This is a genomic window from Streptomyces sp. NPDC096079 (assembly GCF_040303145.1).
In the GTDB taxonomy this organism is placed as follows: Bacteria; Actinomycetota; Actinomycetes; order Streptomycetales; family Streptomycetaceae; genus Streptomyces.
Window position 1 is genome coordinate 473,544 of sequence record NZ_JBEOST010000003.1, and the last position, 13,202, is coordinate 486,745.

Genomic DNA, 13,202 nt, shown 5'->3' on the forward strand with positions numbered 1-13,202 from the left:
TGCTCGATGTCTGACGCCACACTGCACTCTGTCACGCAGGACCCGGACGACTTCGCGGTCCAGATCGCCGACTCGATCGAGAGCTTCATCGTCGCGACGACCGAGGTCGCCAAGGGCGACGAGCCGGACAGCGCGGTGCCCTTCCTGCTCCTGGAGATCTCCCAGCTGCTCCTCGCGGGCGGCCGGCTGGGCGCGCACGAGGACATCGTCCCGGACGAGCGGTACGAGCCGGACACGGGCCCGGAGCCGGACGTCGACGAGCTGCGGGAGCGGTTCGCCGTGATGCTCGATCCGGTCGACGTCTTCTCCGAGGTCTTCGACCCGTACGAGCCGCGCAAGGCCCCGGTGCCGGCCCGGATCTCCGACAACCTCGCGGACATCGTCACCGACCTGCGGCACGGCCTCGCCCACTACCGCGCGGGCCGCACCAGCGAAGCGCTGTGGTGGTGGCAGTTCTCGTACTTCTCCAACTGGGGCCCGACCGCCTCGGCCACCCTCCGCGCCCTGCAGTCCCTCGTCGCCCACGTCCGCCTCGACCAGCCCCTCGCGGCCCTCGACGGCCTCGACACAGACGAGGACCTCACCGAGGACGACCTCGCCGAGGAGGCGGGCCGCGTGATGCTGGAGGAGATCGGCGCCCCCCTGGGCCTGCGCGGCGAGCGCGCCTGAGAGGCCCCGGGTGCGGGCTCCGGCGAGCGTGCCTGACGGCCCGGGTGCGGGTCCGGGCCCTCGTGGAACCGCCCCGTGATCACTCCGCGAGCAGCGCGTCTCACCATGCGATATCACCCTGGCGTTTCCGGGTCCCTCGTTAGACTGAGCCGATCGCAGCGCCGGCTGCGGCACAGACTGAGCGAGGAGCGCACGTGGGCCTTGTCGTGCAGAAGTACGGAGGCTCCTCCGTTGCCGATGCCGAAGGCATCAAGCGCGTCGCCAAGCGGATCGTGGACGCCAAGAAGAACGGCCACCAGGTGGTCGTCGTGGTTTCCGCGATGGGCGACACGACGGACGAGTTGATCGATCTCGCCGAGCAGGTATCCCCGATCCCTGCCGGGCGTGAGTTCGACATGCTGCTGACCGCCGGAGAGCGGATCTCCATGGCCCTGCTGGCCATGGCGATCAAAAACCTGGGCCACGAGGCCCAGTCGTTCACGGGCAGCCAGGCCGGTGTCATCACCGACTCGGTTCACAACAAAGCGCGCATCATCGATGTCACGCCGGGCCGGATCCGCACCGCCCTCGACGAGGGCAACATCGCCATCGTCGCCGGCTTCCAGGGTGTGTCCCAGGACAAGAAGGACATCACCACGCTGGGCCGCGGCGGTTCCGACACCACCGCCGTGGCACTCGCCGCGGCGCTCGACGCCGAGGTCTGCGAGATCTACACCGACGTCGACGGTGTCTTCACGGCCGACCCGCGCGTCGTGAAGAAGGCGAAGAAGATCGACTGGATCTCCTTCGAGGACATGCTGGAGCTCGCCGCCTCCGGCTCCAAGGTGCTGCTGCACCGCTGCGTCGAGTACGCACGCCGTTACAACATCCCGATCCACGTCCGCTCGTCCTTCTCGGGTCTGCAGGGCACGTGGGTCAGCAACGAGCCGCAAGGGGACCGCAAGGTGGAGCAGGCCATCATCTCGGGCGTCGCCCACGACACCTCCGAGGCGAAGATCACCGTCGTCGGCGTGCCGGACAAGCCGGGCGAGGCCGCGGCCATCTTCCGTGCCGTCGCGGACGCCGAGATCAACATCGACATGATCGTGCAGAACGTGTCCGCCGCCGCCACCGGCCTCACGGACATCTCCTTCACCCTCCCCAAGGCCGAGGGCCGCAAGGCCATCGACGCCCTGGAGAAGGCGAAGACCGCGATCGGCTTCGACTCGCTCCGCTACGACGACCAGATCGGCAAGATCTCCCTGGTCGGCGCCGGCATGAAGACGAACCCGGGCGTCACCGCGGACTTCTTCCGCGCGCTCTCCGACGCGGGCGTGAACATCGAGCTGATCTCCACCTCCGAGATCCGCATCTCGGTCGTCACCCGCGCCGACGACGTCAACGAGGCCGTGCGCGCCGTCCACACCGCCTTCGGTCTGGACAGCGACTCGGACGAGGCCGTCGTCTACGGAGGCACCGGCCGATGACCCCGAAGCCGACGCTCGCGGTCGTGGGAGCGACCGGAGCGGTCGGCTCGGTGATGCTCCAGATGCTCACGCACCACGCGGACGTCTGGGGCGAGATACGCCTCGTCGCCTCCCCGCGTTCGGCCGGCCGCAAGGCCTCCGTGCGCGGGGAGGAGTGCGAGGTCCTCGCGCTGGGCGAGGAGGCCTTCGACGGCGTCGACCTGGCCCTCTTCCTGGTGCCCGAGGACGTTGCCGCCCGCTGGGCGCCCGTCGCCGTCTCCAAGGGCGCCGTCGTCGTGGACACCTCCGCCGCCTTCCGGGCCGACCCCGACGTGCCGCTCGTCGTCCCCGAGCTCAACGGGCACGCCGCCCGGGTCCGCCCCCGGGGCATCGTCGCCGGACCCGGCTCCACCACCCTCGCGCTGATCGTCGCCGTGGGCTCCCTGCACGCCGAGTTCGGGATCGCCGAGCTCGTCGTCACCGCCCAGCAGGCCGCCAGCGGCGCGGGCGCCGGACAGGCCGGCGTCGAAGCGCTCCGCGCCCAGCTCGGCCTGGTCGCCGCCGACGACGACCTGGGCACCCACCCCGGAGACGTACGACGGGCCGTCGGCGAGAACACCGGCCCCTTCCCCGGCCCCCTCGCCCTCAACGTGCTGCCCTGGTCCGGCACCCCCGGCGCCGACGGCGCCTCCTCCGAGGAGGAGCACGTCCGCGACGAGACCCGCCGCATCCTCGGCCTGCCGCGCCTCCGGATCGCCGCCACCTGCGTGCGCGTCCCCGTCGTGACCGGCCACTCCGTCTCCGTCCACGCGCGCTTCGAGCACCCCGTCCCCGTCGCGCGCGCCCACGAGGTCCTCGCCACCTCGCCCGGGGTCGTCCTCTACGACGACCCGGCCGCGGGCGACTTCCCCACCCCCGCCGACGTCGTCGGCACCGACCCCGCCTGGGTCGGCCGGGTCCGGCGCTCCCTCGACGACGAGCGGGCGCTCGACTTCTTCGTCTGCGCCGACAACCTCCGCAAGGGCGCGGCCCTGAACGCGCTTCAGATCGCGGAAGCGCTTGTCACTGATTTGTGGGATCTGTGAACGAGCTGTGAGCAAAAAGGCGTCAGATACCTCTTGAACTGCGGCGATGCCGTGGCTGACGATGCACTTCCCCCGTTCTGCAACCAGAGTTGGGCGGGGCGCGTCTCTGCGTGCACCCACGACCGTGTGGCGCGGGACACGCTGGAAACGGGGCATCGGGGGAGAACGGTTACGCATGAGGACGAACAGCTCACCGTCAAAAAGGGTGGCGTACGCGTACAACCCTGCCGGGGGGAAGCGTGTCCAACAGGCGTGGCAGAGGTACTCGACATCGCGACCATCGCCCCGCTGCGCGGCGGGGGCACGGCGGTGCTCCCCGTGCGGAGCGGCGCCGGCATCGCCGTGCGCGGCTCAGCGGTCCGTCCGCCCCGGCGCACGCGCGGGCTCGGCGGCATGCCGGTGATCGCTCCCGTGCCCACCGGATCCCGTGCCGGCGGGGTGGACGGCATCCCGTCGCCCCGCAAGAGCGCCGAGGCCGTCCCGGCCGCCGGCACCACCGTCGACCACCTGACCGAGACCTACCGCGCCCACTACCGGTCGCTGCTCGGTCTCGCGGCGCTGCTCCTCGACGACACGGCCTCCTGCGAGGACGTCGTCCAGGAGGCCTTCATCCGCGTCCACTCGGCCCGCAAGCGGGTCCGTGAGCCGGAGAAGACCCTCGCCTATCTGCGCCAGACCGTCGTGAACCTCTCCCGGTCCGCGCTGCGCCGCCGCATCCTCGGCCTCAAGCTGCTGTCCAAGCCGATGCCGGACATGGCCAGCGCGGAGGAGGGGGCGTACGAGCAGCTGGAGCGCGAGGACCTCATCAAGGCGATGCGCGGCCTCCAGCGGCGCCAGCGCGAGGTGCTCGCCCTGCGGTACTTCTCCGACATGACCGAGGTTCAGGTCGCCGAGACGCTGGGGATATCCCTGGGCTCGGTGAAGGCGTACGGATCGCGGGGCATCGCGGCGCTGCGCGTCGCGATGGGAGCGACGACATGAGCGAGGCACCCGGCGGGGACGGCGTGGCCCACGAGAACCGTGACGGCGACGACGTCCCCGAGAGCCATGCCGCCCGGACGACGAGCGGGAACGGCGCGGTCTCGGAAGAGCCCGACGCCCTGGATGTACGTGACGAGCTGAGTGGACAGCGCATGGTGAAGATCGAGCCCGGGCACGACGAGGGCGACGACGAGCTGGCGCTGCGGCGGCTGTTCCAGGGAGCCGTGGGCGGCCTGGAGCCCTCGCTGGGCTCCCTGGAGCACCTGCGCCGCGCCGTGCCCGCCCGCCGCGCCCGCAAGCGCCAGGCCATCGTCGGCGCCGCGGCCGCCGCGGTCCTCATCGGCACGGCCGTACCCGCGTTCGTCCACGTCGCCGCTTCGGGCGGCCTCTCAGCCGCCAACCCGGTGAACGCCGGCCACGGCGAGCAGTCCCAGGGCGGCACCGGCACCGAGACCGGCGTCGAGGGCGGCCAGAACACCAAGGCGCCCGCGAGCAGCGTCTCGCCCGCCCCCGACGAGACCGACGGCACCTCGGGCAAGCCGCCGCGCCCCGGAACCGGAGCCACCGGCAACGGCCCGCGGGCCACGCTCGGCGGCGACTCCGGCTCCGCCCCGCGCTGCACCTCGGACCAGCTCGGCGTCGGCTCGGCCGGAGCCGGCGGCCCCGAGGGCGACGGCCGGGTGTTCGGCACGTTCCGGATCTCCAACGTCTCCGGCCAGGCATGCCTGGTCGACGGCGCCGGTCTCGTCGGCATCGAGGCCCGCGGCGCGGCGGACCCCGGGCTGATCGCGGTCGCCCGGCACACCTCGGGAGACGGCGGCGGCGGACTGCCCGACCCCTCGCAGGAGTCCTCCGCGCTCGTCCTGAAGCCGGGCGGCAGCTACGAGGTCAAGTTCGTCTGGGTGCCCAGCGAGACCTGCCCGACGACCACCACCCCGACCCCCACGCAGACGCCCCCGACCGAACCGCCCGTCACGACGCCCCCGCCGACGACGCCCCCGCCGACCCCGACGGACGACCCGACGAGCGGCGCCGGCGGCGCCGACGGATCGGGCTCGGAGGCGGGCGCGGGCGCCGGTGCCGGCGCGGCGCCCCAGTTGCTCCGTGCGGAGGGCGGCACGGAGGACGGCAGCGTCGTGGTCAGCCACACCGCGGAGCCGGGCGGCCCCGTGGCCTCGGCCGTCATCCCGAACGCCTGCGCCGGCACCGTCTACCGCACGGGCCTCCTGTCCTCCTGAGGCCCGACCCGGTGACGCGAGGCCCGGGCCTGGGCTGAGGCGCAGGCCCGGCCGGGGCTGGGCCGGGGCTGGGAAGGGTCTGGGCAGGGTCTGGGCTGAGGCCCGGCCGGGGCTGGGCCGGGTCTGGGCTGAGGCCCGGCCTGGGCTGAGGCCCGGCCTGGGCTGGCAGCGGACGGCCGGGCCTACCGGCCCAGCGCCCCTCGCGCGAGGTCCACAGGCCCAGCCCGCGTCGCGCGAGGCCCACAGGCCCAGCCCGCGTCGCGTGAGGCCTACAGGCCCAGCGCCGCGTCGCGTGAGGCCTCCGCCTCGCGGCGGAGGAGGCGGTACCACATGAAGACGACGAAGCCCGCGAAGACGAACCACTCCGCCGTGTACCCGAGGTTCTGGAAGGCCTTCGCGTCCAGGCTCGTGCCCGCCGCGGCCACCGCCGGGACCGGCGTGAGCCCGGTGGGGGAGTCCGCGAGGGTGATCCAGGCGTCGTAGACGTCGTCCGTGACCACGTTCACCAGGGACGCCGCGCTGATCATGCCGAGCTGCCCCTCCGGCAGCCCGCCCGCCGCGTGGACGCCCTTCGTGCCCGGGTTCTCCGAGGCCTGGAGCGCACCCACCACCGTGACCTCGCCGGACGGCGGGGCGGGGGCCTTCGCGCCCGTGGGGAGCCAGCCCCGGACCACCGGCAGCGAACGGCCCCCGTCGGTCTTCAGCAGCGTCAGGACGTACGCGCCGGTCCGGCCGCCCAGATCGCGGTCCGGCACGAGGAACTGCTCCCCGAACCGGCCGCTGGCCCGCGCCGAGCGGCCCGAGGTCTCCGTGTCCACCGGCAGCAGATCGTCCAGCGGCTCGGCCTTCAGCGAGCTCGCGGCGGGCCGCTGCTCGGCCTCCCGATGGGTGTCGACACGGTCCTCGAACTTGCCCAGCTGCCAAGTCCCCATGAACAGGCAGAACGGGATCGCGAGGAGGACGAAGACGTTGATCCCCCACCAGCGGGGCGTTCTCAGGAACCGGTACACGCTCCCACGGTACGCAAGCCCGCTCAGCGCCCCGACGGCCGGGTCCCCAGGTGTCTCGCGGCGAAGTCCAGGTCCAGGGCGACCTGCTTGATCCTCTCCTCCACCACCAGGGAGCCGTGGCCCGCGTCGTACCGGTACACCTCGTGGACCGCGCCCCGCGCGGCGAGCCGGTCGACGTAGTTGTCGATCTGGCGGATCGGGCACCGCGGGTCGTTGACGCCCGCCGACACGTGCACCGGGGCCTTCACCGCGTCCACGTACGTCAGCGGCGACGAGGCCGCGTACCGCTCGGGCACCTCCTCGGGCGAGCCGCCCAGGAGCGTCCGGTCCAGCGCCTTCAGGGCCTCCATCTCGTCCTCGTACGCCGTGACGTAGTCCGCGACGGGCACGGCCGCGAGACCGACCGCCCAGTCGTCCGGCTGGGTGCCGAGACCGAGCAGTGTCAGATAGCCGCCCCAGGAGCCGCCGGCGAGCACGAGCCGCTCCGCGTCGGCGAGCCCGCTCGCCACCGCCCAGGCGCGGACCGCCGCGATGTCCTCCAGCTCGATCAGCCCGACCCGGTGCTTGAGCGCGTCCGTCCACTCCCGGCCGTACCCCGTGGAGCCCCGGTAGTTGACCCGCACCACCGCGTACCCGTGGTCCACCCAGGCCGCCGGGCCCGAGGCGAAGGCGTCGCTGTCGTGCCAGGCGGGACCGCCGTGCACCTCGAAGACCGTCGGGAAGGGCCCCTCGCCCTGTGCCGGTCGCTGCACCAGCGCGTGGACCCTGCCGCCGGGCCCGTCCACCCACACGTCCTCCACGGGCACCGACGGGGGCGCCTTGGGGCCGGGCGGGTCCAGGACGACCCCGCCGGCCGTGGAGCGCACCAGCGGCGGCTCGGCGGCCGAGGACCACAGGTACTCCACGGAGCCGTCGGGCCGGGCCGTCGCGCTCGACACCGAACCGGCCGGGGTCTCCACCCGGACCAGCGCCCCGGTCGCGATCTCGTACCGCCACAGCTCGCTGCGGGCCTCGAAGCCGTGCACGATCAGCAGCCCCGAGCCGTCCGGGTACCACTCCGCCGACACGTCGCCCGGCAGGTCGAGCCGGAGGTCGGTCTCGGTGCCCGTCGCCACGTCCCACAGCATCGGCTCCCAGCGGCCGCGCCGCTGGTGCCCGACGAGCAGCCGGGTGTCCCCGGCCAGCGGGGCGAAGCCGAGGACGGTCAGGCCCAGCTCCTCCGTGCCCCCCTTGGTGTCGTCGAGCTCGGCCACCACGCCCGCGTCGGAGGCGCGCAGCACCCGCAGCGAGGAGTGCATCGCGTCGCCGTGCTCGGTGTGCTCGATCGCGATCAGCGAGCCGTCGTACGAGAGGTCGCCGACGCCGGCCGACTCCCGGTGCCGGTAGATCTCGACCGGGGCGGCGGCCCCGGGCCGTACGAGATGGACCGTCGAGCCGTCCTCGTCGGTGGAGCGGCCCACCACGAGCGTGCCCTCCCGGCCGATGGCGAGTCCCGCCGGGTAGGAGGCGGCGAGGCCGGGCACCGCCGGCTCGTCCGGCCCGCCCGCGAACGGCTGGCGCATCCACACCCCGAACTCGTCCCCGTCGGTGTCCGCGAACCACCAGATCGAGGCGCCGTCCGGCGACAGCGTGCCGTCCGTCGTCCCGTTCGGCCGGTCCGTCACCTGCCGCTGCCCGCCGCTCGCCCGGTCCCAGGCGTACAGCTCGTACGTCCCGGTCGCGTTGGACACGAACAGTGAGCGGTCCGGGGCCTCCTCGGCCCACTCGGGCAGGGAGACCCGCGGCGCGCGGAAGCGCTGCTCCCAGAGGGGGGTGTCGCTGTGCTTGCTCTCGGTAGTCATGGCATCCATCATGCTCCGCGCGACGGACAATCGGGTCGCGTCGTCCGCAGCCTGTGGATAACCTCGCCGGCATGTACTCTCCGACGCCCGAGGACTGGCGCGAGGCCAATCGCGCACGCTGGGACGAGCGCGTCCCGATCCATGCGGCCAGCGACTTCTACGACCTCGACGCCTTCCGCGAGGGGCGGGACGCGCTGCGGGACTTCGAGCTCGCGGAGGTCGGTGACGTCACCGGACGCTCCCTGCTCCACCTCCAGTGCCACATCGGCCTGGACACCCTGTCCTGGGCCCGGCACGGCGCCTCCCACGTCGTCGGCCTCGACTTCTCCGAGCCGGCCGTCGAGACCGCCCGCTCGCTCGCCGCGGACCTGGGCCTCCCGCAGGAGCGGGCCGCCTTCGTCGCCGCCGACGTGTACGACGCCGCCGAGGCCGTCCCGGACCGGTCGTACGACATCGTGTACACCGGCAGCGGGGCGCTGTGCTGGCTGCCCGACATCGAGCGCTGGGCGGAGACCGCGGCCTCGCTCGTCGCCCCGGGCGGCTTCCTCTACGTGGCGGAGTTCCACCCGCTGACCGACTCCCTCGACGACGAGACCGGCAGCCGGGTCGTGCACGACTACTTCGTCCGCGAGCCGTGGGTGGACACCAGCCCCGGGACCTACGCCGACCTCGACGCGGTCACCGTGAACAACCGCAGCGTGGAGTGGGTGCACCCGGTCGGCGAGGTCGTCACGGCGCTCGCGCGGGCGGGCCTGCGGATCGACTTCCTGCACGAGCACGAGGCGTCGCTCTTCCCCCGCTACGGGGCCCTGCAGCGCCACGAGGACGGCTACTACCGCTTCCCCGCGGACCGCCCCCGGATCCCCCTGATGTACTCGGTCAAGGCGTCGCGCCCGGCCTGATCCTGATCACGGCCCGCCCGCCGCCGAGGTCGACCGTCGAGTGGCGCGGCGGGGCGCCGTCCTCCTCGTCGTCGCGCAGCACCAGGGCGCTCTGCCGCTCCTTGAGCTCGTTCTGCTTGCCCTGCGAGAAGGTGGCGTGCAGCTGCTCGAAGCCCGTCGAGGAGACCTGGCCGGTCCGCTTGCCGCGCCCCGTCATGCGGAGGATCTGGTCGGCGAAGGCGACCGCGGTCAGCAGGATGACCAGACCGGGCAGCGTCACGAACACGGCGAACTCCATGCGGCCATCAGAACACGTCCCGCCCGCCGTGTCAGGAGCCCGTCACGGGCCGGACGTGATGGGTGCGCCGCCCGTCCGCGCGCCTGTCACGGGCCGGACGTGATGGGTGCGCCGCCCGTCCGCGCCGATGACCTGCGCGCCGATCTTGTGCGTGCGCAGGGACACCGCCGTGCCCGTGATCCGCAGCGCGGGCGCGGCCCGTACGAGACCCGCCGTCACGTCGTGGAGCTCTTCGACCGTGCGGAGCCACATGGCGAGGGCCAGGTTGTGCGGACCGGTGACCGAGGTGACCACCCGGGTCTGGCGCAGCCGGGCCAGCGAGGCCACGGACTCGGCGACGTCCAGGGGCGGCACGAGCGCCGTGACCAGCGCCCACACGGGCCGCCCGGAGAAGCGCGGGGCCGGCAGGCAGTGGTGGTGCAGGACGCCGGCCGCCCCGAGGGCTTCGAGCCGCCGCCGTACGGTCGATTCGCTCGTGCCGCACTGGCGCGCCAGTTCGGCGGCGCTGCGCCGTGCGTCGCCCGCCAGCTCGGCGACGATCCGCTCGTCGAGCTCCGTGACGGGCGGGTACGCGCGCGCGGGGATCCTGCCCCGGCGGTCGCCGCCGGTGACCTCGTGGAGGTGCTGGGCCTGCACCGGGGTGAGCTGTTCGATGCGCGAGCGGTAGGGGCGGTTGTGGAGTTGGGTGACGACCTGGGTGCGGGCCCTGAGCACCCCGGGGAGGAGCCGCACCCGGCCCGCGAGGTAGCCGTCGAGGGCGTACAGGTCGGGGCAGTTGACGAGCAGCATCAGATCGGCGTCGCCGGTGACCTGATGGACGCCGAGGGTGTACGGATCCTCGGCGAGCTCGATCGCGGTCGCCTCGGTGTCGCCCGCGACGCACTCCAGCTCCACCCACGCGTAGAGGGTGCCTTCCGTGCCCCGCCGCGCCGTGAGCAGCGAACTCCACGCGTATCCCCCCGCGCTGAGGGTCTCCCAGCGCCGGGCCAGGGTGTCCGGGCTCACGGACAGCACCGCGGACAGCTGGGTCCAGCTGGCGCGCGGTGCGATCTGCAGTGCGTGGATCAGCGCCAGATCCGCCTCCCCCAGGACGGATTCCCTGGTATGCATGTGCCTCCTTGGTCGATCCCGGGGAAACCCTGGGTGTGGGCACGGGAAGGCCCCAGGATGTGACCGGGGCAAATGCATTCAAGCCGCGACGCTGGCCGATTTCCATTAAATCCGTCCTAAGTCACATGAAGAAGGGGCGGAGACGTGACACGGGGGCTGGAAGCACATGTGGGCAGGAGAACCACCGGAGACCGCACTCCTGTGGGGCGAACCCGTCGGTCTCGACCAGGTCGCCGTCGCCGAGCGCGGGTACGAGAGCTGCGGACCGGCCGAACGGCTCCTCTGGGAACGCCTGTCCGTCTTCGAGGGCGCCTTCGGCCGCGAGGCCGTCCGCGAGGTCTGTGCCTCGGGCACGCTGCCCGCAGGGCGGATACAGGCCGTCCTGGACCGGCTCGCGCCCCTCGCCCTCCTCCCCGTCGACGACCTCTTCGACGGCGAGGACGGCCTGCCCCGCTACTGGATGCCGCACCCGATGCGCGCCGTCGGCGCCCGCCGGCTCACCGCGCGCGGTGACCGCTGGGCCGTCCTCCTGCACCACCGCAGGTGGTGCGTGAAGGTGGCCCGGCGCGCCGCCGACTGGTGGCAGCGGGGCCGGCAGATCGACGCCCGGGACCTCGCGCTGCGCGAACTGCCCGACCTGGCGGCCGCCATGGACCCGACGACCGCGCCGCTCTCGCCGAGCGCCGAGGCCGAGACGTCCGTCGAGATCGCGGTCTCCCTGTGGTTCCTGTGGGTGGCCTGCGGGCGGATCGCCGAGGGCCGCACCCGGCTGCGCCACGCCCTCAGCCTGCACCCGGGACCGCCGCCCGCCCGCGCCCTGTGGCTCGCCGCCTTCCTGGAGCTGGAGTCGGGCCGCCCCGAGGACGCCGATCCGCTCCTCGCCCAGGCCTGGGCCGCGGCCGTACGGGACGGCGACGAGCGATGTCTGTCGCTCCTGGCCCATCTGCGCGGAGCGACCGCGCTCTACCAGGGACGCACGCGCGCGGCGGCGGCCGAGTTCCGGGAGGCCCTCGCCCTGATGGAGGAGCACCCGGAGTTCGGCCCGACCCGGCGGGCCTGCTGGGTCGGGCTCGCGCTCTCCCTCTGCCGCTCCGACCCGGAGGGCGCGCAGGAGGCGCTCGACCAGGGCGACCTGGACCGCGAGAGCCGTCGGGCCTGGGTGGGCCGTGACGTGTTCGCGGAGGCCTGGGCCTATCACGTACGGGCCGAACTCGGCGCCTGGGACGGGGACCGGGAGCGGGCTTCGGAGTACGCCCGGCGGGCGCTGCGCGAGCATCTGCGGCTCGGTTCCGCGGTGGGCGCGGCCTGCGCGGCGGAACTCCTGGCACAGATGCGGGCGATGGAGGGGCAGCACGACGCGGCGGCCCATCTCCTGGGGGCCGTGGACCTGTTGCGGAACTCGGTCTTCGACTCCTCGTACCGTCCGGCGGAGTACTGCGTGGTCACGCGCATCCGGGGCGAGGAGGCCCTCGGGGCGCTGCTCTTCGACCCGGAGCTGCGGAGCGCGTACGAAGAGGGCGCGCGGCGGGGGCTGTTCGCGCTGTCGGGCGAGGTCTAGGTCCGGCACCGGGTTGTCCACAGGGCGCGGAGTTCACCCGCCCCGCCGTCGGTCCCGGTGCCTACGATGTCGGCATGTTCGCCTTCGTCGTGGCCGCCGTCTGCCTCCTGCTCGCCATGGTCGGCGTCCTGCGCGACCGGCGTCGCTTCGGCAACGCCGTGTACCTGGGCCTCGCCGTCACCTTCCTCGGCATCGGCCTGCTCTCCGGGATCGACGACGCCCCTCCCGGGCTCGCCGAGACCGTGATGGTCGTCCTGGTGCTCGTGCTGGGCCTGGGCCCCGCCGTCCTCGCCGGGCTGCTGTGCGCCAACGGCGTGAAGATGCTCCGCAGAGAGGGCAGGAGCCCGGCCAACCTGCTCGCGCTCCTCGCCGGACTCGCCATCTTCGGGGTCATGGCCCTGACGGGGGTGACCGCGGCCACCGGCTCCCCGGTCCTGGGCCTGATCACGGGGACCAGCCTCCTGCTCCTCGGCTACGTCTCGTTCCTGTTCGTGTGCTTCGTCGGCTACGCCTACCTGTACGGCCGGTTGAGGCTCCGCCGCGACGCCGACTACGTGGTGGTCCTCGGCTCCGGACTGATCGGGGGTCGCCGGGTGCCGCCGCTCCTCGCGAGCCGCCTGGACCGGGGCCGGGAGGTGTTCGAGATGCTCGCCGCCCGCGGCGGGGACGCGCCCGTCCTCATCACCTCCGGCGGACAGGGCCCCGACGAGGAGCTGCCCGAGTCCCACGCGATGGCCGACTACCTGATCGACGGCGGCTTCCCGGCCGGGGCGGTGCTGCGCGAGGACCGCTCGCGCACCACCGAGGAGAACATGCTCTTCAGCAAGGAGCTGATGGAGCGGGACCGGCCGGGCTCCTCCTGCGTGATCGTCACCAACAACTTCCACGCCTTCCGGGCCGCCCTGATGGCGCGGAGAGCGGGGATCGACGGACAGGTGGTCGGCTCGCCGACCGCCGCCTACTTCTGGCCCTCGGCGACGATCCGCGAGTTCGTCGCGGTCTTCCTCCAGTACAAGGTGGTCAACCTCGGGATCTGTCTGACGCTGATCCTGCTGGGCGTCCTGGCGTGGCTCATCCGGTGACTCC

12 protein-coding genes are annotated in these 13,202 nt (G+C 73.2%); 8 read left to right on the forward strand and 4 right to left on the reverse strand.

The annotated features are described in order from the left end of the window. Nucleotides 1-6: 6 nt before the first annotated feature. The 5 genes from ABTY59_RS09615 (at nt 7) to ABTY59_RS09635 (ending at nt 5,418) form a co-directional block, all read left to right on the forward strand. Nucleotides 7-669, forward strand: a complete 663-nt coding sequence (locus ABTY59_RS09615) for a DUF5063 domain-containing protein (protein WP_352018330.1) — start codon at nt 7-9, stop codon at nt 667-669. A gap of 194 nt (nt 670-863) precedes the next feature. After that, complete coding sequence (locus ABTY59_RS09620) at nt 864-2,135, forward strand: aspartate kinase (protein ID WP_352018331.1); 1,272 nt, start codon at nt 864-866, stop codon at nt 2,133-2,135. Beyond that, nucleotides 2,132-3,199 carry an aspartate-semialdehyde dehydrogenase gene (locus ABTY59_RS09625; protein ID WP_352018332.1) on the forward strand — a complete coding sequence of 356 codons (1,068 nt, stop codon included), beginning with the start codon at nt 2,132-2,134 and terminating at the stop codon, nt 3,197-3,199. Before ABTY59_RS09620 ends, ABTY59_RS09625 begins: the two co-directional genes overlap by 4 nt. Before the next feature lie 252 nt (nt 3,200-3,451). Continuing rightward, on the forward strand, nt 3,452-4,180 hold the full coding sequence (locus ABTY59_RS09630) for a SigE family RNA polymerase sigma factor (protein ID WP_352018333.1): 729 nt from the start codon (nt 3,452-3,454) through the stop codon (nt 4,178-4,180). After that, entirely contained in the window at nt 4,177-5,418 is a 1,242-nt protein-coding gene (locus ABTY59_RS09635) for a hypothetical protein (RefSeq protein ID WP_352018334.1), read from the forward strand. The genes ABTY59_RS09630 and ABTY59_RS09635 overlap by 4 nt, the downstream gene beginning before the upstream one ends. A 269-nt stretch (nt 5,419-5,687) precedes the next feature. On the opposite strand, the gene ABTY59_RS09640 is transcribed toward ABTY59_RS09635, so the two are convergent. Together ABTY59_RS09640 and ABTY59_RS09645 are read right to left on the reverse strand one after the other, a co-directional pair. Beyond that, a complete protein-coding gene (locus tag ABTY59_RS09640) occupies nt 5,688-6,428 on the reverse strand; it encodes an SURF1 family protein (protein WP_352018335.1) in 741 nt (246 codons plus the stop codon). 23 nt (nt 6,429-6,451) lie between these two features. Then, nucleotides 6,452-8,278 carry a S9 family peptidase gene (locus ABTY59_RS09645; RefSeq protein ID WP_502995346.1) on the reverse strand — a complete coding sequence of 609 codons (1,827 nt, stop codon included), beginning with the start codon at nt 8,276-8,278 and terminating at the stop codon, nt 6,452-6,454. Between the two features lie 62 nt (nt 8,279-8,340). Between ABTY59_RS09645 and ABTY59_RS09650 the strand changes: the two genes are divergently transcribed. Beyond that, nucleotides 8,341-9,171 carry a class I SAM-dependent methyltransferase gene (locus ABTY59_RS09650; RefSeq protein ID WP_352018337.1) on the forward strand — a complete coding sequence of 277 codons (831 nt, stop codon included), beginning with the start codon at nt 8,341-8,343 and terminating at the stop codon, nt 9,169-9,171. Here ABTY59_RS09650 and ABTY59_RS09655 read toward each other — a convergent pair. Next, entirely contained in the window at nt 9,149-9,448 is a 300-nt protein-coding gene (locus tag ABTY59_RS09655; RefSeq protein WP_352018338.1) for a DUF6191 domain-containing protein, read from the reverse strand. The genes ABTY59_RS09650 and ABTY59_RS09655 overlap by 23 nt on opposite strands. Nucleotides 9,449-9,490: 42 nt before the next feature. Continuing rightward, nucleotides 9,491-10,558: an Lrp/AsnC family transcriptional regulator gene (locus tag ABTY59_RS09660; RefSeq protein WP_352018339.1), complete on the reverse strand. Its 1,068-nt coding sequence runs from the start codon at nt 10,556-10,558 to the stop codon at nt 9,491-9,493. Nucleotides 10,559-10,724: 166 nt separating this feature from the next. On the opposite strand from ABTY59_RS09660, the gene ABTY59_RS09665 reads away from it, so the two are divergent. Further along, nucleotides 10,725-12,116, forward strand: coding sequence for a tetratricopeptide repeat protein (locus ABTY59_RS09665; protein ID WP_352018340.1), 1,392 nt, complete (start codon nt 10,725-10,727; stop codon nt 12,114-12,116). Between the two features lie 74 nt (nt 12,117-12,190). Continuing rightward, the gene (locus ABTY59_RS09670) at nt 12,191-13,198 is read left to right on the forward strand and encodes a YdcF family protein (RefSeq protein WP_352018341.1); all 1,008 of its coding nucleotides are present in this window, start codon (nt 12,191-12,193) and stop codon (nt 13,196-13,198) included. Nucleotides 13,199-13,202: the final 4 nt, after the last annotated feature.